This window comes from Candidatus Acidianus copahuensis (genome assembly GCF_000632495.1).
Lineage (GTDB): Archaea > Thermoproteota > Thermoprotei_A > Sulfolobales > Sulfolobaceae > Acidianus > Acidianus copahuensis.
The window spans coordinates 202986-221204 of sequence record NZ_JFZT01000039.1 but is presented as its reverse complement, the minus strand read 5'-3'; the positions used below and the strand labels follow the sequence as shown (position 1 = coordinate 221204).

The window sequence follows — 18219 nt, the reverse complement described above, 5'->3', positions numbered from 1 at the left end:
GTTATACTATGGGTTTGGCTAAATGTTTTTAAAGGTTATACGTTAGATAATGAACATTGTTAAATCATGCATGAAAAGGTAGAGGTTAAAAAGAGATAGTGTATCATTCAAACTAGTCTCCTTTTTAAGAAACTGGAAAAAATATAAGTAATAACCTACATTGATACTAGTTATTAATATGTCGTAATAATTACATTAATTATAATTAATTATGCTTACAGTTAGAGGAATAAAGCTATTATACTACTATTTTTCTATGCGCAATGTAATTACTCCACTCGTCTCTAGGTTTACATAAGATTACAAAACAACATATGCGGCCGCCGGGATTTGAACCCGGGATCATCAGCTTGGAAGGCTGACGTCCTATTCCATGCTAGACGACGACCGCACATATCAATTAGAGAAACCTATCTTTAAAGTTTACTTTGTTTCGACATTATGTGTCCAGTTCTCTATCTCGAGTTAAAAAACCAGGAAAAAGTTATAAAAATTCTTGTATACTATAAGAAGCTCATAAATTTTTCTTCAGAAAAATTTATTAAATTGAGTAATATATCATCACAATTTATAATGTTCTCTTAAAAGTTATTAATTCCTTTTTAAGTGATTAATATTAAATAAAAGACCAAAAAACTAAATAATTTGATAGATTGTTATGAAGGTCTTAATTTAAAGACAGATCTTTATACTAATAAGTATTATATTCTCATTTAATTCAAAGAATATATTAAAAATTAATTTTTCTACAATGACCTAGAGATACGAAGTTAGATTTTAAAATATATAGAAACACTAAAGTAAGAGGGCCCGTAGCTTAGCATGGTTATAGCGCCCGGCTGATATTCTTACCAGAGACCGGGAGGTCGAGGGTTCAAATCCCTCCGGGCCCATCATTCGAAAAGGGAGTATTTGGAATAAGATTTATATTAAGACCGTTCAGTAAACCTTTATGCAATCTTTAAAAAAATCCTCAACGATTCTGAGAAAGAGTAACATAGTTGACGCAACAATTGTCGCAGCCATCTCGCTAGTATCAATTCTGATAAGAGGTGTAAGCGCGTCCTATCCTCTTACAATAAATGGATTTGACTCGTGGTACCTGTTTTATAATGCCTTATTAATTGCCCAAGCACATGGAAACTGGTATGCGGTACCTCCTGACGTTCATGCTTGGTTTCCTTATGGATATTTTATAGAGCTAGGAGATACAATAGGTTTGCCATTCCTAGTTGCATTATTTTCTTTGCCGTTTTTCTCAGCATTTGGCGCTAATGCTGTATATACTGTGACAATATTCTTTGATATAGCCTTAGCTGGATTAGGTGTAGCAGCAGCGTATATTTCCGTAAGTGGGATAACAAAAAGTAGAATTGCAGGCTTTATTGCTGCAGCCGTAATTGCAGTATCACCAGCACTAACTTATAAGAACATTATAGGTGGACTTCCAAAGGACTCTTGGGGTGGTGTGTTTGTCCTCTTCTCCATTTATCTTCTTAATTATGCAATAGAGAAAAAGAAACCACTATATGGAGCAATAGCAGGAGTACCGCTATTCTTAGCTGAAATAACTTGGGGAGGATCTACATATATAGACCTTAGCCTGCTGGCTGGCGCATTTCTTCTAATATTACTTAATAGAAATGACGAAACGACAGCAAAGTCTTTTACACTAATGGCTATAGTAACTGCATTCCTCACATCATTTGCACCAAATAGCATAGGCTTCTTCTCAGGCCTCGCTCATGGTTTCTCCCTTCTGCTAATTGGAGCTTTACTTTTCTTTGATGTATATCTAAAGCAGATTATTCCTAGAGAAATTTCAGAGTCTAGAACGCTTATCCTAACAGCAATTATTGTCTTGATTATAGTTATTGGGATACTGGGTCTTTCATTCTTAGGTATTTCACCAATTCCTAGTAGATACTATGCCATTGTAAATCCTTTCTTCCAATTTACAGTACCCATCGACAGAACCGTAGCCGAGTATATTCCCCAATCTATAACTTCTATGATTCAAGATTTCGGAGTAGCGTTATTCCTTTCTATCGTTGGAATGTATTATTTATTAAGGCAAAGTAGTCTTGCGGGATTATGGTTACTTGTATTAGGAGTCCTTAGCATTTATGGAACTTCTGAACAGCCATATTTATTTAACTATACTGCTTACATGATTGCTCCATTGGCTGGAATTGGAGTCTACTTTATCGTAAACAAGGTTAGGGAGCATGGAAATAAGCTAATACCTTTGCTAATTCTTGGAATAGTAGGAATTTCTTTAGTAGCAGATGCTAGTGCAGCGATAGTTTATAGTTACGAACCAAATGAAATACTAACATCTGCATCTCCGTATCCAATCACCAATTATGCGTGGGTATCAGCACTCGATTGGTTAAATTCTAAGACGCCAGAGCATTCGTTTGTAATGTCTTGGTGGGACTACGGATATTGGGTAGAAGTAATAGGAAATCGGAGCGTGATTGATGAAAATAATACACTTAATGGAACTCAAATTAAGTTAATGGCTGAGATGTTCCTCAACAATGAATCTTTTGCAGCTACAGTATTAGAGAAAGACTTCCACTTAGCACCATATGGAAGCCCAAATTATACTATTCCCGCCTATATAGTGGCTTATGACGCCGTGACTCTAGTTAACTCCTCAACTGGAGATGAGTGGTTTATCGGATATCCAACTGATCTAGGAGGAGAATTCCTAGGCTATACGACTTCTCTAGGAGACATCGGAAAAGCCTTTGGGGCAATGACTGTAATAGCTGGCTATCCAATAAGCGAGTATCTAAACTCTAGTCTAATACTTCAAGAAGAGGAAAGTCTAAACTCTTCTCTTGCTCCCTTAGCGCAAACTAATCCTTCTGTAGCAAGCGAGTTAAGCACACTAGAAAGCTATGTAGGTAGCGCATATCCCTTCGCATGGACACAAAAGGCTTACCAATCGCTTATCGCAAATATGTTTATAGAAGCACTTCAAGGATATAATGGATATCCAGTAATAGCTCCGTTTAGTAGTTCCTTATCTATAACAAGTTCAGGCATTCAAAGAACTCCGGGAACTCCACTAGAACCAGTTCACTTAATGTACTTCCAACCAGTTTATGTATCTCTATATCCTTGGATTACAGGACCTGACTATCAGACTTACATTATGGTAATGATATATCAGTTCGTTCAACCAGGGACAATAATAAACACTACTTATGTTTATGGCTAACAATCTAGTTTATGCCCTTTTTTTAACTCTATTCTATATTTTACATACTTATCTACAGGAGAGAATCTCGGTGGATGAGAAAAAACGGTTGGTTTCCCACATATAGGGCAGTAATCCCTTAATGTATATGTCCCATCATTTGGACATTTTCGTATTTTCCATCCCATTATTTAGACTCCCCTACTTCAAGACCTTCTTTCTTTCCTTCCTGCACCAATATTGATAAAACATTAGTAAGTTTTTCTGAAACATCCTTGGGGTCATTCCCTACTACTTCTATTCTGTATCTAGGCGCACCTATAGTGTATACTCTTATCGAAAAACCGTCATTAGTTTTAGTTACTAGATCTACAAGGTGCTTTATTTTTTCAATACCAAGAGAATCCTTACATCTAATAGAAATTATTTTACTGTCCTTTACCTTCTTCTCCTCACTAAATTTACTAGTCTCTTCTACAATAGGTTTAATCCAAATCTCTGGTACTCCAGCATCCAATAAGATCTTTTCTCCTTCCTTGGATGACTTTTGCATAGCGATATAAACATCTCCATATTTATCCTCTAGTCTCCAAGCTACTTGCTCCCAAGCCTCCTTCTCTGTCTTACCTAGTTTTTGAGATACTATTTCTAAGATCTTGTCTACTTTTTGAATTTTTTTCCATTCTGCATTTTTCTTTCTTCTCTCGTCGTCATTTACTTTTTTTAAGGAAACATCTACAGTGCCTTTCCTCTGATCTACCCTAATTACTTTAACAATGACCTTTCTACCCTCTTTTACCACATCCCTAATATTCCTTACCCATCTAGTACTAATCTCACTCCAGGGAAGAAAAGCTTGCATTCCTCCATATTCATCTAGAGTTACATAACTACCGTAATCAAAAATTTGTTTTACGGTTGCTATTAAAATATCTCCTTCTCTAGGTAACCTGTGCCTGTTATAAATCATTTTTAGCCAAGTTCCTTTAACACTTCAGCTATTATTTTTGCTTTGCCCCCATTAGGATAAGCTAATTGCGTACCACAAGCTAGACACCTCACTGGAAATGTCGGATGGCTAAATATTACTTGTTCATTCCCACAATTAGGGCATTTAACTCTTATGAATCTGCTTTTTTGCTCTGGAATTAAAACTCTAAGTTTCCTCATTTGATCACCTCAGTAATTTCAACTTTCTTTAACCTTATTCCTGGTTTCATAATAACGTACCCGCACTTAGTACACTTTAGATCCAAGACTACTTTCTTTGTAACTTTAGCAAACTTATGTTGTTCAGGCTTTCTCTTTCCTCCATATCCAATATTCTTTCTATCATATCTTCTTTGTCCCTCTGCAATTGTCCTTCTTTTTCCAGATTTATATTGAGACACACTATGATCAGTATAAGTCTTACATTTAGGGCAGTAAACCCTCATTGTCTTAGGAACTTTCATAGCAATCTAACTTATTTTATACGGAATTATATATTCAGCGATCAATAAAGCAGACACGTTTCTCAAGTCTAACATTACTATATCTCCTGGATGCATTATTCTGCTCCCTAATGTAAAAGGTTTTTTAATTTCGCATAAGACAAAGTGCCCTTTTAATATGAGGTTTCCTGTCATCATAGAGATATAAAATTCCTTTATCTTTTTCAGAAAGTCAAAAAGAAACGAATCTAATGAACCGCCATCCTTTCCGCTCTCAATATATTTTCCGACTCTCATCTCAAAAATCGATTCCGCTAACTCCTCATAGACCTTTATTTCCCTTTCATGCAAGTCATCGTTATACTTTAACCTTAATTTTCTTAAAACGGATGACTGTCTTTCTATATCATCTAAGGTTATAGTCACAGGGTCTTCAGATTGTAATTCCCTACTTAGAATATCATCTAACGTAAAGCTTCACCTCTCCCAATCCTTTTAGATGAGCGTAAATTGCCAAACATACATCCAACTTAATAGGATCACCTCTTATCATTTTAACCTTTGAATCTAAAAGTTGAAACTCTCCTGTTATTAAGGGGAAAAATATTGCAGAACCGGCAAAAGGACATAGAGAGGAATCAAAAGAAAAATTATTACTCTCTACCTTCTTAACTATTAAACCGGACTTCCCGTGAATTGAACCTGGTATTCTAACTAACCTCTTTACATCTATTGTTACCTGCTCGTCAAAAACTGTTTTCTCTATACCCTTTGCTAATCTTCCAATCCATCCAGGATCGTTTTCTCTGCCTCCCTTGAACTTCTGCGAACACTTTCCAGAAATATAATCAACAATCTGCTTTCTCTCTTCAGAATCCATTAATGCACAATCACCAGAACATTCTACATATACGTGAAATCCTCTATTGCCTGAAAAGTAAATCTTTGAATCTAAAGCAAAGTCATCCTTTAGAATATCTTTTATGGTAAGAGCTTGTTCTAATGCCTTACTTAGACATTCTCCTGTTATTTCAGAAAAAGTGGTAGCCATACCGTGCTCTTCACACTTAGAATTAGTTAATACCTTACCGCAAATTGGACAAAAACTTATAGTCTTAGGATTACATATTTCATCAGCGTCAATATCGAACTGAAGATCTGCTCCAATCCAGCCTTTAAGTTCCATGTCATCAGCGGATGGAATCTGATATTTAGCCGAAGAGAAGAAGAGATGTAAGGGTATATTGTGAGTTATATAGTCAAGCAATTCCTTCTCCGAACCAAAAGAGAGATGTCTAACGTATGTATCCTTCCCAAAAGGTTGGTAGGCAAATTCTCTTAATTCCATATCGAAAGGTAATTCGAGTTTTGACCTAGAGTAGTAGTCCTTAAAAAGAAGGGTAATTATCTTATTCAACTCTTGGTGCGACGTAAAAGTCACCGTATCCCTCTTGAGGTAACTCATAGTGAAGTTTTATAGGTATTTGTGAACCGAATGATACCTCAAGTATATCTGAACTGGATTTCATTTTAGATATTTTTGTTATGTAATATATACTATACGTACTGCTAGCATCTGAACCTTGAGAATCAACTAAGTTTCCGCTTTCTGTAGATAGCTCTACTTTAGAAGTTCCCATATCACCTTCAACTGAAATGTAAAGCTTTCCTCCCTCTGACGTAAAAGTTACAGCTTCCCCCATATCTTCCATTATACTCATGACATCTGAAAATGCAGAAGTTAATATTCTAGCCTTAAAAGGAAACTGCAGATTTAATGTAGGGCTCTTCTGCTCTTCTGGGTTGATTAAAGGTAATGAAAAACTTCTTTCAAATTCTCCTTGTAATGTAAAATTTATCTTACCTTCGTTTGTCTCAACAATTAAACTGTCTTCTTTAGTTGTTCTAGAGAGGACTGCAGAGACATCAGATAATTTAATTCCAAGGTATTCATCACTTGTCAACTCAAACTCTTCAAAGTACTTTGATGGAAGAAAAATGTCTATGAAAGCAACTCTAGAAGGATCTATTCCCCCCATTTTGATACCTTCTTTCGTTACAATTATTGTTACCGTATCCATGAACTCAGATAACACATCAAAAATTGTGGATAGTGCCTTTGCGTCTATAACTTTAAACTTCATAATTATCACCTATCTAAAACAGTATAAAACTTCAAAGGGGTTTGGGTTTTTACGGACAAATATTGTTATGTCCGTAAAGCCTTTAGCTTCAACATATTCTGGGTAAACGGTCATCATAACGATCCATTAGCGAGGTAACCTCACAATATCCTTGAAAGTCTTATCAAAGACCTAAGAGATGTTGGAAACCCGTACATTCTTAGGATATTTACACTCTTTTTATTCCCTAATTCGGGTCTACATACATATATCTAGTGCAAATTAATATTGTTCTTTTCAATATATAACCGTTTTAGGAGGAAAAACATGAAATATATAAAAATGTCATAATTTAAGTGAAACCACTATTAACGGCTTATCTAGGTGAATTCTCTTCTGTATAGTAATCCTCTCCTCCTGCCAGAGTCCTTTGGACTTCAGCGTAAAGTTCATCCATTCCTATCCCTTCAGTAGCTGAGACCGGAATGGGTGATGTATCTAAGCTTTCAACAAGAGTTCTTACAAGCTCAAAGGAAAAATCATCAATTTTCCCTAGATTATCAATAAGTTCTTCTCCTTCTCCCCACGCCTTTATTTTTTCTAGTTCTGCATTTGATAGTAAATCTATCTTTGATAAGACGTTGATCTGTGGTAACGACATTCTAAATCTTATTGAGCTTGAAAGAAGGAGAAGCGAAACGTAACTCTCTGCATCTCTAGCTAGAAACGAGTCTAGAAGAAAGATATTTATAGCCTTACTTTCTCCGACTATTAACGAAACTAATAACCTGGATGTATCCCTATAAGCAAAAAGCTCTACCTGTCCAGGAGTATCAATAATAACGTAATTGGACTCAATCTCTCCAAGATCTTTCTTTACCTCTGAGGCTTTAGACATTAAGAGATCCATAGAGACGATGAGAGAAGAATTTGGTCCAAGACCGTATTTTTCCATAACTTCTCTAGCATCTACATAGTCTCTAATGTCAAGATCAGGTGTGTAAGGTAAACGCTCTACTGCTGGGTCAAGGTTTATCACTGCTGCATCCATCTGCTGATCTAGTAGGTATTGCTGAAACTCATTAACCATTGTAGTCTTTCCAGAACCAGCAGTACCTGTAAAGAAAATGTAATACATCTTTAACTTCTACGATTTTAATCTTAAAAACCTCTTCCATAAGTATATTCAAATGATAGTAATAGGTGGAACTGCATCTAATAGTATTGATGACAAAGTTGCTAAGATATTGGGTTCAAGGAGCAGTAAGGTTGAATCTAAGTTATTTCCAGACGGTGAATCATATATAAGGATACCAATAGAGGTAAAGGGAGAGGAGGTTGTTATAATTCAGTCAACTTATTATCCACAGGATAAGCATTGGATGGAACTATTCTTCATGATAGAGACATTAAAGGACTTAGGAGCAGAAAAAGTAATATCTGTTATACCATACTTGGGCTACGCTAGACAAAACAGAAGATTTAAAGATGGAGAGGCACTAAGCCTAAAAACAGTTTTAGATCTTCTTTATCGCTCAGGATCAGATGAGCTAATAACAGTTGAACCGCATGACTATGATACTGTAATTTCCTTCTTCAAGGGAAAAGTTAAGATAGTGGATCCAGTACCGACCTTAGCTAAGGAGCTAAAGAAAATCACATCTAATCCATTTGTAATCGCTCCAGATAAAGGGGCATTAAGTAGAGCGGAAAGAATGGCTAAGGAGCTTGAGGCACCGTTTAGTTTTATTGAAAAGGAAAGAGATAGAAATACTGGAGAAGTTCGAGTAAAATACTCACATATTTCTGGAGTAGAAAACAAAGACGTCATAATTGTAGATGATATAATAAGCACTGGAGGAACAATGGCGCAAGCGAGTAGAATAGCGTATGAAAAAGGAGCTAAGTCCGTAATAGCCAGCGCAGCACACGTACTCTTAATTGGTGACGCTAAAGATAAACTTAGTTCAGCTGGTATAAGGGAAATCATTGGAACCAACACAGTTATACCTCCAGAAACGGTAAAGGTGGTTGACGTATCAGAGCTAATAGCAGTAAGGATTTAACGTATGCAATACTTTCGGCCGATGAGATATTTTTATCTATAGCAGAACTTGAAGCTTTAGCTAGAACTAAAATAACTTATTTTACTGGGGTCGGGATAATTGAGGGAAATAGGCCTGGAATTGCACGAATATCAGCTAACATTAAGGCAACAGGAAGAGTTATCTCTATCTCCAATGATCCTCTGGAAATTAACGCGGAACTAAGAGGAAATTGCTTTAACGTAAAACCTAACGTAATAATGAGATCAAACAAGGATAAGTTTATTGCATATTACAACGAAATAAAGAAAGGAGTGATAATAAAAAAGGAATGCCCTATCCTAGATCTTCTCTTTACAGATGGAATAATAATAGCAGGAAAAAGAGAGGAAGAAAGAGATTCAAGGAGTTTAATGTTACACTCAAAAAAACCATATTCCCAGTCAGGGACCATGGATCCATACACCGCTAGAACTATGATAAACCTTGCTTTAGCTAGAAATAGCATCCTAGATCCCATGTGTGGAGTAGGGTCAATCTTACTTGAGGCTTCGTGGATAGGAATTCGTTGCATTGGAGAGGATATAGATAGAGTTATGCTGAAGAAAACTAAGGAGAACTTAGACTACTTTAGTTATTCTTGTGACCTAGTTCAGTCATCTATAACAACGATGCCCATACGTAGAGTTGATTCCATTGTAACGGATCCGCCATATGGGAGATCAGTAAATGCCAGAGAAGTTGATTTTGAAAGACTTTATGAGGATCTTTTCCAATATTCTGCAGAGGTTCTTCCTAAGGGCGGAAGACTTGTTTTTGCTACTGACGCTAAGTTAGATTGGAGAGAAAAAATAAAGGAAGCAGGTTTAAAGCCTATACAAGAGCATTTCATTTACCTTCACAAGAGTTTATCTAGGTCAATTTACGTGGTGGAGAAGCCATGATTAATGTATTCTTTATAGGAACAGGTGGAGGGGCGCCAAGCGTTAGAGGTCTTCCCGCTTACTTAGTTAGAAAAGAAGGTATAAACGTTCTTTTAGATTGCGGAGAAGGAACTCAGATCACAATGATAAGACACGGGATTAATATTATGTCCATTAAAGTTATAGCAATAACTCACCTTCACGCAGACCACGTTCTTGGTTTACCTCCACTTATTCAGACGCTAAGTATGTATGGAAGAAAGGAAAAACTCTACATACTTGGTGATGTAAAGAAATTACTAGAGGAGAGCTTTGAAGACACACACTTTTCACCAACGTTTGAAATAAATTACGTTAATAGCTACCAGGATACCTCTATAAAGATAACCCCTTTTCCCACGTGTCATGTAATAAAGTCACAAGGCTATATAATCGAAGAGAAAGAAAGGATAAATGTAGATGCGGAAAGGTTAAAAAAAGAAGGAATAACGGATTGGAAGATACTAAGATCGTTAAAAGAGGGTAAAGAAGTAGAATATGAAGGAAAGAAGTTAATTCCTGAGGATTACGTGATAAAGAAGAAGGGATTAAAGATAGCATATACTGGTGATACAGCAATCTGTGAAAGGGTGATTTCTGCAGTAAGTAGTTCAGATCTGTTGCTTCATGACTCTACGTTTACTATGGATATAAACGCATCGGATTATGGTCATTCAACTGCGAGTGATGCGGCAGAGGTAGCTATAAATTCTGGGGTAAAGAGATTAGGTCTAATTCACATAAGCGGAAGGTATAAGAGCGCAGAACCTCTGTTAGAGGAAGCAATGAAAAAGTTTCCTAAATCCTTTGTTCCAAACGATCTATCATATATTATCCTTCATTAATCCTCAGGTATAGGGTTTTCCCATAATGGATGGCCATGTGAAGTTCTTGGAGTAAGCCAATCTATAATCTCTCTCGGATTCCTACACTCTATTGAGAAAGTTATTGGCCCTAAAGGGGATTCTGTCGGATCGTCAACAAAGGCTAGAACACCTGATGCTGCTGCTTGTTTATGTATCATGAAAAACAGAGAATTATCGGATATTCCTCTGAATAAGTGCTTCCTAGCAGCATCCAATATTCTCTCTTCTCTCAATGCTCTATGTAACTTTACTAAACTTCTTAAAGTAGTTGAATTTCCTACAATAATCTCCCATTCTCCTCCTTTTTCTTTAGAGATCATTTCAAAGTCAAAGAAATTTACTATTGCCTTAATTACTTTGTCTTGATCTTCTGATGGTCTTAATTCCGCGGTAACTACTATCTTTGTCATAGCTTATTCAAGATATCTTCTGCTTGCCTTTTAAAATCCTCTATTGTCCCGGTATTTAGTATAACGTAATCAGCCATCGCTATGACTCCACCTATTCCTATGGCTATTTCTTGATAATCCCTCCTTTTTAGTTCCTCAATTTTAGTTGAATCATCGCTTCTCTGCCTAGCCATTAGTCTACTATACCTTAATGATGGCGGTGAGTGAACCGATACTACTATAGGATTTCCTAGTCTTGCAAATTCCTCAACTTCAGCTAAACTCCTAACTCCTTCGAAGGCTACTCTCTTAGCTTTTGGATCTACTTCTTCTAAGCTTAATCTTGCTACAACGCCATCTCCATAAATTTCTCTAATTCTCTTCGCATAATCCATTAGTCTTTCTCCTATTTTTGCATCTTTCTCATATCTTTTCCTTAAAACGTCGCCCATTGAAACGACTTGATATCCTCGCTCTTTCAATATATTTCCAAATAACGTTTTTCCAGATCCAGGCATTCCAGTTATAAGAATTACATTAATTAGTGACCACCTTACTGTTCAACATAGAGGCTTAAAAACATGAGGCTATTTATTGCTATTAAAGTAAATCCTTTTCAAAAAATTTTAGATCTCACTAATAATATTAATTTAAGTGGAGCTGATATAAAACCTGTTGAACCAGACAATATACACATTACTCTAGCGTTTCTTGGAGAAGTCAATGAGTATAGAATTAAGGATGTGAACGAAGCGCTTTCCTTACTAAAGTTCAAAAGGTTTAAAATAACTCTTTCTGACACTGGCGCATTTCCCAATAATATTAAACCTAGAGTAGTATGGGTTGGAATTAAAGAAGGATTTCAAGAATTAAAAAACTTAAGAATACAAATTTTAAGAGAATTATCAGCTAGAAGAATACATGTTGAAGATGAGAAGGAGTTCTTGCCTCATGTAACTGTAGCTAGAGTTAAGAGCTTAAAAAATTTACAAAATTTAATAAAACTTTTACAAGAAAATATGTCTGAATACTATGGAGAGGAAGAAGTAGATAGAGTTACACTTTTCAAGAGTACGTTAACTCCTAAAGGTCCAATTTATGACAAAATATATGAAGTGAGGAGCATTGATTGACGAAATAGAAAAGGAAGTTTTAGAGAGAATAAAACCTAGCAAAGATGATTTTGAAAAAATTAACAACACGGTAGAAGAAGTCTTAGAAGCACTAAAAGGATTTGAAGCAGAAGTTCACGGATCTTTTAGAAAAGGAACATGGTTAAAAGGGGATACGGACGTTGATATTTTTGTGTTTTTTCCGAAAGAATTAGGAAAAGAATACATGCCTAACGCTCTCAAACTAATAGAAGATAGATTAAGGAAATTTAATTATCAAATTAACTACGCTGAACATCCCTATATTATAATAAAAAATAATGGGATGGAAATAGATGTTGTTCCAGCACTAAGAGTAGATAGCGGAGAAAATGCAGTAACTGCAGTTGACAGAACTCCTTTCCATACTGCATTAATAAACTCTAGTTTAACTGATGAACAAAAAGATCAAGTTAGACTACTAAAGAGATTTATGAAAGGGATAGGAACTTATGGAGCAGAAATAAAGGTTAAGGGGTTTTCAGGTTATGTCTGTGAGTTACTCATATTAAATTATGGTTCCTTCAGGGAAGTTCTTAAGGCCTCATCTGATTGGAGACCTCCAGTTAAAATTCTAATTAGACAACCTACAGTAGTTTTCGATTCTCCATTAATTATTGTCGATCCTGTGGATCCAAGAAGAAATGCAGCTTCTGCAGTATCGCTAAAGAAATTGGGAGAATTCTCCATCGCATCAAAATTTTACTTAGAAAAACCTTCAATTGATTTCTTCTTTCCTCCCGAAGTTAATGAGGTAGACATAAAAGGAGAAGTCCTAGTTAGTGAGATACTCCTTCAAGAAAATGTCTCACAAGATGTTCTCTGGGGTCAAATCAACAGTAGTGTGACAAGGATAAGAAATCAGCTTAAAAGTAAGGGATTTGAGGTAATCGACGTTCAGGCATATGGGAATGACAGGAAAATTATAATAGCAACACAAATATCCTCTAGGTTTCCACCACAATATTACCTTAATCTAGGACCTCCTTTTTACGTTAATGCAAAGGGATTTTTTAAGAAGAACGAAAACGTATGGGTAGGAGATGATGGTAATTTATACAGTATAAAGAAGAGGGAAATAACTCCAGCAGAAGATGTAGTCAAACTTTCTATTCAAGTAAAACATAAGTACTCCCTAAGAGAGTATTGGCTTAGTGAGAGGCCTAAGGATCCTTGTCTGAAACAGTTCCTCAGAAAGACCCCAGCATGGTTAAAATAGATAAGATCATCTATCCAAGATTCGACATAGAAATATACAATGAACTTAAAAGTAACGGAATAACTGAATTTATTTCATTTGGAAAAACTTTTGTGAACGATACAAGAGTATTAGGAAAAGGTAAACAAGGTGTAATAGCCTTACTTGATGATAAAAAAGTGATAAAAGTAAGAAGAACAGATTCGCCTAAAAATGACATGGAATTAGAGGCTAAACTACAAATGAAGGCCTATCCTGCGTCACCAAAAGTTTTCTCTTTTGGAAAGAACTTTATTATCATGGAATATATTAATGGCGAACACTTGAGAAATAAGTGTATTCCCTTAGATCTATTATTTAAGGCAAGATATCTTGAAGAGAATCATATACAACATATGGAGATCTCAAGACCTTGGAAGAACGTCTTAATTTTCGAAAAGAGGGCTTATATCATTGACTATGATTCAGCATCAATAAGGGAAAGAGCGTTTAATGTTAATAAGATACTTAGTGCTTTCAGAATGTATGACTTAGCATACCTTTACAAGACGAATAAAATTAGCTTCGACGAACTTATCTCCATTTTAGGCCATAAGCGTAGTCTTTGCTCCTTTCCTTAGCGTAACTCCTATCTCGCTAAGAGTAGGAGTCTCGATTGCATGCCCACACTTAGGGCATCGACCACCATAAATAGACCTTATTTCTGAAGGTGTTCTGACACCATAGAAGTCCTGCCCAACTTTTTCAAATCTGTATAGCTCGAAACCACATTTTTTGCACGTGTACCTTACAACCATAACAATCAACACTATAATGTCTGAATATAGATAAATGGTAATTCCTCGGTTATACTTTGTTTTTACCGAAAATTTTACCTTACTGAGACAGGCGTTCAAACACTTTCGGACCACTCTCTCCTTCAGTATTATAACCACAATAACTTTTAAACTTAGAAAAGGGGAAGTCTTTTATGGGGCCGTAGTCTAGCTTGGACTAGGATGCCAGCCTGGGGATGCTTCCCTAACCACCAGTTCGCTGGTGGTCCCGGGTTCAAATCCCGGCGGCCCCATTTTTGTATTTTTATAAAAATTTTACTCATTTGATAAGATATTGAAGAGAAGTGAACTAAATTGACCTTTTGGTTAATCTTTCTACTTCACAGTCAACCTATACCAAAAAGAGCCGGTTATAGAGTCTTTATAATTTAACTTCATTTGTCTTTTTCAACCGAGGAACTCATAACCTTTAATGACTAACTTTACAAGGAGTTTTTTACACTCCTATGGCTTGATAACAACCCGTTTCACCTTGTCTGGAATATCTATGTGTTTTCCCTCACGTTGATTACTCATGTGGGCGTGAAGGATCTTTTTTTAGGTATTTTAACTTTTTTCCAACCACTCCCTAGTTTTGTGGAATATCTTTTCTCTCTTTTCCGTTTGGAACTACCTTGAAAATCATATTCAGAAGTTTTTTTTTGGAATACCTGAGAACGTAGTTGCTGGTAGCCTTTACCTTTTTATGGATTTAATTATTGCGTTGTTTAACCTTTCCATTCCTTTAATGGATTAACTCACAAGTTAGCAGGATATAGATCGCTTAACTAACTTTTGACATTTAGCGTTTTGATCGTTAAGATAAAAAACTAGAGTAAGCCTCTCTATTTTTCATATGAAAAATAACTTATATATTTCCAGAAGGGGTTATACACTCTCGATCTTACGCTCTTCTGTCCCCTAATCCCTAGGAAGATAAAATCAGATATTCTTCGTCTTATATTGTAATATTCTTATAGTTGTTAATACAATAATTCCAATTACTATCATAATAGCTGATGCCGTAACTGCTACATCAGTTCCATAGTAACCGTACCATTCATAGATCAATATTGACGCTGGACTAACTCCAGCAAAAGGACCGGAAAGTACATAGTAGGCTATAATAGCTATAGACCCAAATTCGCTCATGGCTCTCGACATACTTATTAATGAGGAGGATATTATTCCCCTAAACGAATTCCTTAACACGACTCTAAGGAATATCCTGCCTGTACCTCCTCCAAGAGATCTTGCATATTCCTCATAAATTCTAGGCATCGAATCAAAGAAGTTTTTCATTGATCTAATAAAAATAGGGGCTGATACTATTACTAAAGCTGCTACAAGGCCTGTGTATGAATCAAAAAAGTTTATTCCTAAGCTAAGCAAGAATTTCCCTATTGGTGTATATGGACTATCTAAGAAAACTAGAGCTATTCCAACTACTGGATGTGGTATTGAGGCTGGAATGTCTACCAAACTATCAGTAAAGAAGTCATTAAATCTCGATATATAATAGGCCAAAGGTGTAAAGAGAGCAAAGTCCACAATAGCTGCAGTAGCTGAGGAAACTAGGGAGAGTTCAACGGCTGACATAAATTGAGTCGAAAATGCTTGAGGAGATCTAAATACAAAGAACCCCATATAAATTAGGAGAAAGACAGGCACTACAAGAACAATTGCTAAAAAAATTCCGATTATCTTGAACCATTTCATAGGTTTTCCTCCTTACAAATTACCCCCCTCTACTAATTTACCTTGCGAGATCAATGATGCTATCTGAGAAGGAACTGTAGTTGAGTTAAAAAGGATTGCAGGTTGTAATGGTGCTACCCCATATTTACTTAAAATGTTAGAATTATTAACCACGAAAGTTATGAACTGTATAGCTTCTTGGAAATTATTTGTATTTTTAGGTATGGTAATAAACAAGTAAACAGGTGATCCTTTAACAAGACCAGTTGACAGAGTATAATTGAATTTGGCATAGAACTTAGCATAGCTCACATTACCTAAATTTAGCATAGAAGGTAACTGAATATAGTCCAATCCCTTCGCTATTGCGGCAGATCTATAGATATAAAGAAAGTTTATAGTCCCTGCTTCTAGAGGTGAAACTAACTCGGCTGCACTCGTAGCAGTTACATTGCCCTTATTATTAAGCATTGCATTATAGTAATAATATGTATTATTTTTGAATAAATAACCAGCAATTTCCAAGTTTATCCATGCTCTAAAACCTGCAGGGTCTGTGTTAGGATCTGATATACCAACCTTAACTTTACCAGATGTTAAAATATCATAAAACCCTGTCCAATTGCCTGCTTTAGCATCTTTAACTGCTATCATAGCGTATTGATTATCGCTTACACTCTTGTTTGTATATGCTATAGTTAATTGATCTGCAATAAAAGCAATTGCCCATCCAGGATTATTATTACCTAAATCAGAGATAGCTGAGAGAGCGACTGGCATAAAAACTGTAACTACACCAGAATTACTTGAAATTTCTCTGGCTAATGCAAAAGATCCGCCTGCCTTTACTGGAGCTACAGTGATTCCGTTTTGAGTTCCGAAATTAGTTGCTAAGTCGTAAGCCTCTGCATAATATGCATCAGCTACCCATACAGCTAAAGGAGACTTAGTCTGGACTGAAGATGTGGGCGAAGTAGTTGTATTAGGTGTGACCACGGTATGTTTTGGCATTAATGCCATATATCCTACAACTCCTATTATGAAAATTATTACAACTATTATCCCTATAAGTATATTTCTATTCATGATCTCTATACACTAGTACATATATCTATTTAAAAATATTTCTATTCGAAAATTTTACTTACAATTCTATACGTGATAGATTGCATAATATATGAGAACTTTAGAAAATATGGATCAAGAAAAATCTTTGAGGGCACATAAATCTCTCTCTTTCCTGTCTTAATTGCCTTAATTACTGCCCTTGCAACTTTCTCTGGCTCTACAGAAAACCGTGAAAATGAATCCTTTGCGTCCTTAAAAGATGGATGTGAAGTAAAATTAGTCTTAACTGGACCTGGATAAATACCAGAAACTTTGACCCCATATTTCCTCATCTCTGCCCATAAACCGTTAGTAAAAGAAGCTAAGGCTGACTTAGTTGCTGAATAGACAAGAAGTGTTGGAGAAGAGACGTATGCTGCTTCAGAAACTACATTAACTATAGAACCACTGCGCCTACTAATCATTCTAGGTAAAATTAATTTTGTAAAGTATATTGGGGCTAGGAGATTTGTTCTAACCATATATTCTTCCTCTTCTAGAGAAGTTTCTAGAAAAGATCCGTAAATTCCAAAACCTGCATTATTAACTAAGACATCTATATCTTTATACTTTGATATAATATCTTTAACAAATAGCAATACTTTTCCCTTATCTGCAACATCTAGTGCATAATTTTCATCCCCACTATCCGGTTTTGTCCTAGATATAGCTATTACAGTATATCCTTCTCGTTTAAGAAGGGAAACAGTGGCCTTTCCTATTCCTTTAGACGCTCCTGTCACTAAGGCTATCATGAGAAAATAAGTCCAAATCACAAAATTAAGGTTTTAGTAAGATTTATGTGTAATAAGAATCATTAAGTAAACTATCCAGACCTTTCGGGATCTTATTACTTAGCAGTCAAACTAGCCTTGTTTTTGTAGCTGTCAGCAGTTTTACTTAAATCGTGACATTTTTATGTATTTCATGATTTTTTCCTATCAAAATACTTATGTTTAGAAACACAATATCAATTTGTCCTCAATGTAGGTATTGTAGATCCGAATTAGGGACTACAAAGGAGTGAAGACTAAGAGGAATTAAGGATGTGTGGGTTTTCCCACATCCCGATTCGGTAGTGTAGATAGGATTAGCTCACTAATGGATCGTGATAATGGACTTTGTTCAGAACGTGGTGAACCCAAGGATTTCATGGACAATAAATTTCCGTAAAGCCCAAACCCCAAGAGTCCTCTTTTCTTCAAAGAATGGAATTCTTAG

The 18219-nt window shown here is 35.8% G+C and carries 22 protein-coding genes and 3 tRNA genes; 9 read left to right on the top strand and 16 right to left on the bottom strand.

From position 1 onward, the window contains the following. Positions 1-315 precede the first annotated feature (315 nt). A tRNA-Gly gene (locus CM19_RS05740) sits at positions 316-391 on the bottom strand. Positions 392-806: 415 nt separating this feature from the next. Here CM19_RS05740 and CM19_RS05735 point away from each other — a divergent pair. Both CM19_RS05735 and CM19_RS05730 read left to right on the top strand, forming a co-directional pair. Continuing rightward, a tRNA-Ile gene (locus tag CM19_RS05735) sits at positions 807-893 on the top strand. 59 nt (positions 894-952) lie between these two features. Then, a complete protein-coding gene (locus tag CM19_RS05730; RefSeq protein WP_048099467.1) occupies positions 953-3232 on the top strand; it encodes an STT3 domain-containing protein in 2280 nt (759 codons plus the stop codon). Here CM19_RS05730 and CM19_RS05725 read toward each other — a convergent pair. The 8 genes from CM19_RS05725 to CM19_RS05690 form a co-directional block, all read right to left on the bottom strand. Further along, positions 3229-3399 (bottom strand): RNA-protein complex protein Nop10, encoded by a 171-nt coding sequence (locus tag CM19_RS05725; protein WP_048099466.1) that lies wholly within the window; start codon positions 3397-3399, stop codon positions 3229-3231. The genes CM19_RS05730 and CM19_RS05725 overlap by 4 nt on opposite strands. Next, positions 3399-4181, bottom strand: coding sequence for a translation initiation factor IF-2 subunit alpha (locus CM19_RS05720; RefSeq protein WP_048099465.1), 783 nt, complete (start codon positions 4179-4181; stop codon positions 3399-3401). Before CM19_RS05720 ends, CM19_RS05725 begins: the two co-directional genes overlap by 1 nt. A 2-nt stretch (positions 4182-4183) precedes the next feature. Then, on the bottom strand, positions 4184-4381 hold the full coding sequence (locus tag CM19_RS05715) for a 30S ribosomal protein S27e (protein ID WP_048099464.1): 198 nt from the start codon (positions 4379-4381) through the stop codon (positions 4184-4186). Next, positions 4378-4665, bottom strand: coding sequence for a 50S ribosomal protein L44e (locus CM19_RS05710; RefSeq protein ID WP_048099463.1), 288 nt, complete (start codon positions 4663-4665; stop codon positions 4378-4380). Before CM19_RS05710 ends, CM19_RS05715 begins: the two co-directional genes overlap by 4 nt. 6 nt (positions 4666-4671) lie before the next feature. After that, positions 4672-5070, bottom strand: coding sequence for a DNA replication protein Gins15 (gene gins15, locus CM19_RS05705; RefSeq protein WP_052349463.1), 399 nt, complete (start codon positions 5068-5070; stop codon positions 4672-4674). Between the two features lie 34 nt (positions 5071-5104). Continuing rightward, positions 5105-6085: a DNA primase small subunit PriS gene (gene priS / locus CM19_RS05700; RefSeq protein ID WP_235185629.1), complete on the bottom strand. Its 981-nt coding sequence runs from the start codon at positions 6083-6085 to the stop codon at positions 5105-5107. Then, positions 6054-6788, bottom strand: coding sequence for a DNA polymerase sliding clamp (locus CM19_RS05695; protein ID WP_048099460.1), 735 nt, complete (start codon positions 6786-6788; stop codon positions 6054-6056). Before CM19_RS05695 ends, priS begins: the two co-directional genes overlap by 32 nt. A gap of 355 nt (positions 6789-7143) precedes the next feature. After that, positions 7144-7905 carry an ATP/GTP-binding protein gene (locus CM19_RS05690; protein ID WP_048099459.1) on the bottom strand — a complete coding sequence of 254 codons (762 nt, stop codon included), beginning with the start codon at positions 7903-7905 and terminating at the stop codon, positions 7144-7146. A gap of 52 nt (positions 7906-7957) precedes the next feature. Between CM19_RS05690 and CM19_RS05685 the strand changes: the two genes are divergently transcribed. Next, positions 7958-8833, top strand: coding sequence for a ribose-phosphate diphosphokinase (locus tag CM19_RS05685; RefSeq protein WP_048099458.1), 876 nt, complete (start codon positions 7958-7960; stop codon positions 8831-8833). A gap of 76 nt (positions 8834-8909) precedes the next feature. Here CM19_RS05685 and CM19_RS13305 read toward each other — a convergent pair whose 3' ends face one another. Further along, positions 8910-9086: a hypothetical protein gene (locus tag CM19_RS13305; RefSeq protein ID WP_235185628.1), complete on the bottom strand. Its 177-nt coding sequence runs from the start codon at positions 9084-9086 to the stop codon at positions 8910-8912. On the opposite strand from CM19_RS13305, the gene CM19_RS05680 reads away from it, so the two are divergent. Then, positions 9073-9756, top strand: a complete 684-nt coding sequence (locus CM19_RS05680; RefSeq protein ID WP_235185627.1) for a TRM11 family SAM-dependent methyltransferase — start codon at positions 9073-9075, stop codon at positions 9754-9756. The genes CM19_RS13305 and CM19_RS05680 overlap by 14 nt on opposite strands. Next, the gene (locus tag CM19_RS05675; protein ID WP_048099456.1) at positions 9753-10619 is read left to right on the top strand and encodes a ribonuclease Z; all 867 of its coding nucleotides are present in this window, start codon (positions 9753-9755) and stop codon (positions 10617-10619) included. The genes CM19_RS05680 and CM19_RS05675 overlap by 4 nt, the downstream gene beginning before the upstream one ends. Here CM19_RS05675 and CM19_RS05670 read toward each other — a convergent pair. After that, positions 10616-11050, bottom strand: coding sequence for an RNA-binding domain-containing protein (locus CM19_RS05670; RefSeq protein ID WP_048099455.1), 435 nt, complete (start codon positions 11048-11050; stop codon positions 10616-10618). The two genes, CM19_RS05675 and CM19_RS05670, sit on opposite strands and share 4 nt — an antisense overlap. Then, entirely contained in the window at positions 11047-11571 is a 525-nt protein-coding gene (locus tag CM19_RS05665; protein ID WP_268744936.1) for an AAA family ATPase, read from the bottom strand. The genes CM19_RS05670 and CM19_RS05665 overlap by 4 nt, the downstream gene beginning before the upstream one ends. Before the next feature lie 39 nt (positions 11572-11610). Here CM19_RS05665 and thpR point away from each other — a divergent pair, with 39 nt between their 5' ends. From thpR to CM19_RS05650, 3 genes are read left to right on the top strand one after another with little or no spacing between them, the layout of a single operon-like run. Further along, positions 11611-12162, top strand: a complete 552-nt coding sequence (thpR, locus tag CM19_RS05660) for an RNA 2',3'-cyclic phosphodiesterase (protein ID WP_048099453.1) — start codon at positions 11611-11613, stop codon at positions 12160-12162. Next, positions 12155-13399 (top strand): CCA tRNA nucleotidyltransferase, encoded by a 1245-nt coding sequence (gene cca / locus CM19_RS05655; protein WP_081801220.1) that lies wholly within the window; start codon positions 12155-12157, stop codon positions 13397-13399. Before thpR ends, cca begins: the two co-directional genes overlap by 8 nt. After that, positions 13387-13998 (top strand): serine/threonine protein kinase, encoded by a 612-nt coding sequence (locus CM19_RS05650; protein ID WP_048099452.1) that lies wholly within the window; start codon positions 13387-13389, stop codon positions 13996-13998. Before cca ends, CM19_RS05650 begins: the two co-directional genes overlap by 13 nt. Here CM19_RS05650 and CM19_RS12750 read toward each other — a convergent pair. Further along, positions 13963-14175, bottom strand: a complete 213-nt coding sequence (locus tag CM19_RS12750) for a hypothetical protein (protein WP_081801233.1) — start codon at positions 14173-14175, stop codon at positions 13963-13965. The genes CM19_RS05650 and CM19_RS12750 overlap by 36 nt on opposite strands. Positions 14176-14350: 175 nt before the next feature. On the opposite strand from CM19_RS12750, the gene CM19_RS05645 reads away from it, so the two are divergent. Further along, positions 14351-14447, top strand: a tRNA-Pro gene (locus CM19_RS05645). Between the two features lie 688 nt (positions 14448-15135). On the opposite strand, the gene CM19_RS05640 is transcribed toward CM19_RS05645, so the two are convergent. From CM19_RS05640 to CM19_RS05630, 3 genes are read right to left on the bottom strand one after another with little or no spacing between them, the layout of a single operon-like run. After that, positions 15136-15912 carry an ABC transporter permease gene (locus tag CM19_RS05640; RefSeq protein WP_048099451.1) on the bottom strand — a complete coding sequence of 259 codons (777 nt, stop codon included), beginning with the start codon at positions 15910-15912 and terminating at the stop codon, positions 15136-15138. Between the two features lie 12 nt (positions 15913-15924). Continuing rightward, positions 15925-16977: an extracellular solute-binding protein gene (locus CM19_RS05635; RefSeq protein ID WP_048099450.1), complete on the bottom strand. Its 1053-nt coding sequence runs from the start codon at positions 16975-16977 to the stop codon at positions 15925-15927. 41 nt (positions 16978-17018) lie between these two features. Next, complete coding sequence (locus CM19_RS05630) at positions 17019-17753, bottom strand: SDR family NAD(P)-dependent oxidoreductase (RefSeq protein ID WP_048099449.1); 735 nt, start codon at positions 17751-17753, stop codon at positions 17019-17021. Positions 17754-18219: the final 466 nt, after the last annotated feature.

Bases quoted from the DNA above. Each gene is read 5' to 3' on its own strand.
- CM19_RS05680 (WP_235185627.1), top strand. From the start codon at position 9,073: ATGAGATCAAACAAGGATAAGTTTATTGCATATTACAACGAAATAAAG.
- CM19_RS05725 (WP_048099466.1), bottom strand. From the start codon at position 3,399: ATGGGATGGAAAATACGAAAATGTCCAAATGATGGGACATATACATTA.
- thpR (WP_048099453.1), top strand. From the start codon at position 11,611: ATGAGGCTATTTATTGCTATTAAAGTAAATCCTTTTCAAAAAATTTTA.
- CM19_RS05675 (WP_048099456.1), top strand. From the start codon at position 9,753: ATGATTAATGTATTCTTTATAGGAACAGGTGGAGGGGCGCCAAGCGTT.
- CM19_RS05685 (WP_048099458.1), top strand. From the start codon at position 7,958: ATGATAGTAATAGGTGGAACTGCATCTAATAGTATTGATGACAAAGTT.
- CM19_RS05690 (WP_048099459.1), bottom strand. From the start codon at position 7,905: ATGTATTACATTTTCTTTACAGGTACTGCTGGTTCTGGAAAGACTACA.
- CM19_RS05635 (WP_048099450.1), bottom strand. From the start codon at position 16,977: ATGAATAGAAATATACTTATAGGGATAATAGTTGTAATAATTTTCATA.
- CM19_RS12750 (WP_081801233.1), bottom strand. From the start codon at position 14,175: ATGGTTGTAAGGTACACGTGCAAAAAATGTGGTTTCGAGCTATACAGA.
- CM19_RS05670 (WP_048099455.1), bottom strand. From the start codon at position 11,050: ATGACAAAGATAGTAGTTACCGCGGAATTAAGACCATCAGAAGATCAA.
- CM19_RS05710 (WP_048099463.1), bottom strand. From the start codon at position 4,665: ATGAAAGTTCCTAAGACAATGAGGGTTTACTGCCCTAAATGTAAGACT.
- CM19_RS05695 (WP_048099460.1), bottom strand. From the start codon at position 6,788: ATGAAGTTTAAAGTTATAGACGCAAAGGCACTATCCACAATTTTTGAT.
- CM19_RS05640 (WP_048099451.1), bottom strand. From the start codon at position 15,912: ATGAAATGGTTCAAGATAATCGGAATTTTTTTAGCAATTGTTCTTGTA.
- CM19_RS05730 (WP_048099467.1), top strand. From the start codon at position 953: ATGCAATCTTTAAAAAAATCCTCAACGATTCTGAGAAAGAGTAACATA.
- CM19_RS05650 (WP_048099452.1), top strand. From the start codon at position 13,387: ATGGTTAAAATAGATAAGATCATCTATCCAAGATTCGACATAGAAATA.
- CM19_RS05630 (WP_048099449.1), bottom strand. From the start codon at position 17,753: ATGATAGCCTTAGTGACAGGAGCGTCTAAAGGAATAGGAAAGGCCACT.
- CM19_RS05715 (WP_048099464.1), bottom strand. From the start codon at position 4,381: ATGAGGAAACTTAGAGTTTTAATTCCAGAGCAAAAAAGCAGATTCATA.
- CM19_RS05720 (WP_048099465.1), bottom strand. From the start codon at position 4,181: ATGATTTATAACAGGCACAGGTTACCTAGAGAAGGAGATATTTTAATA.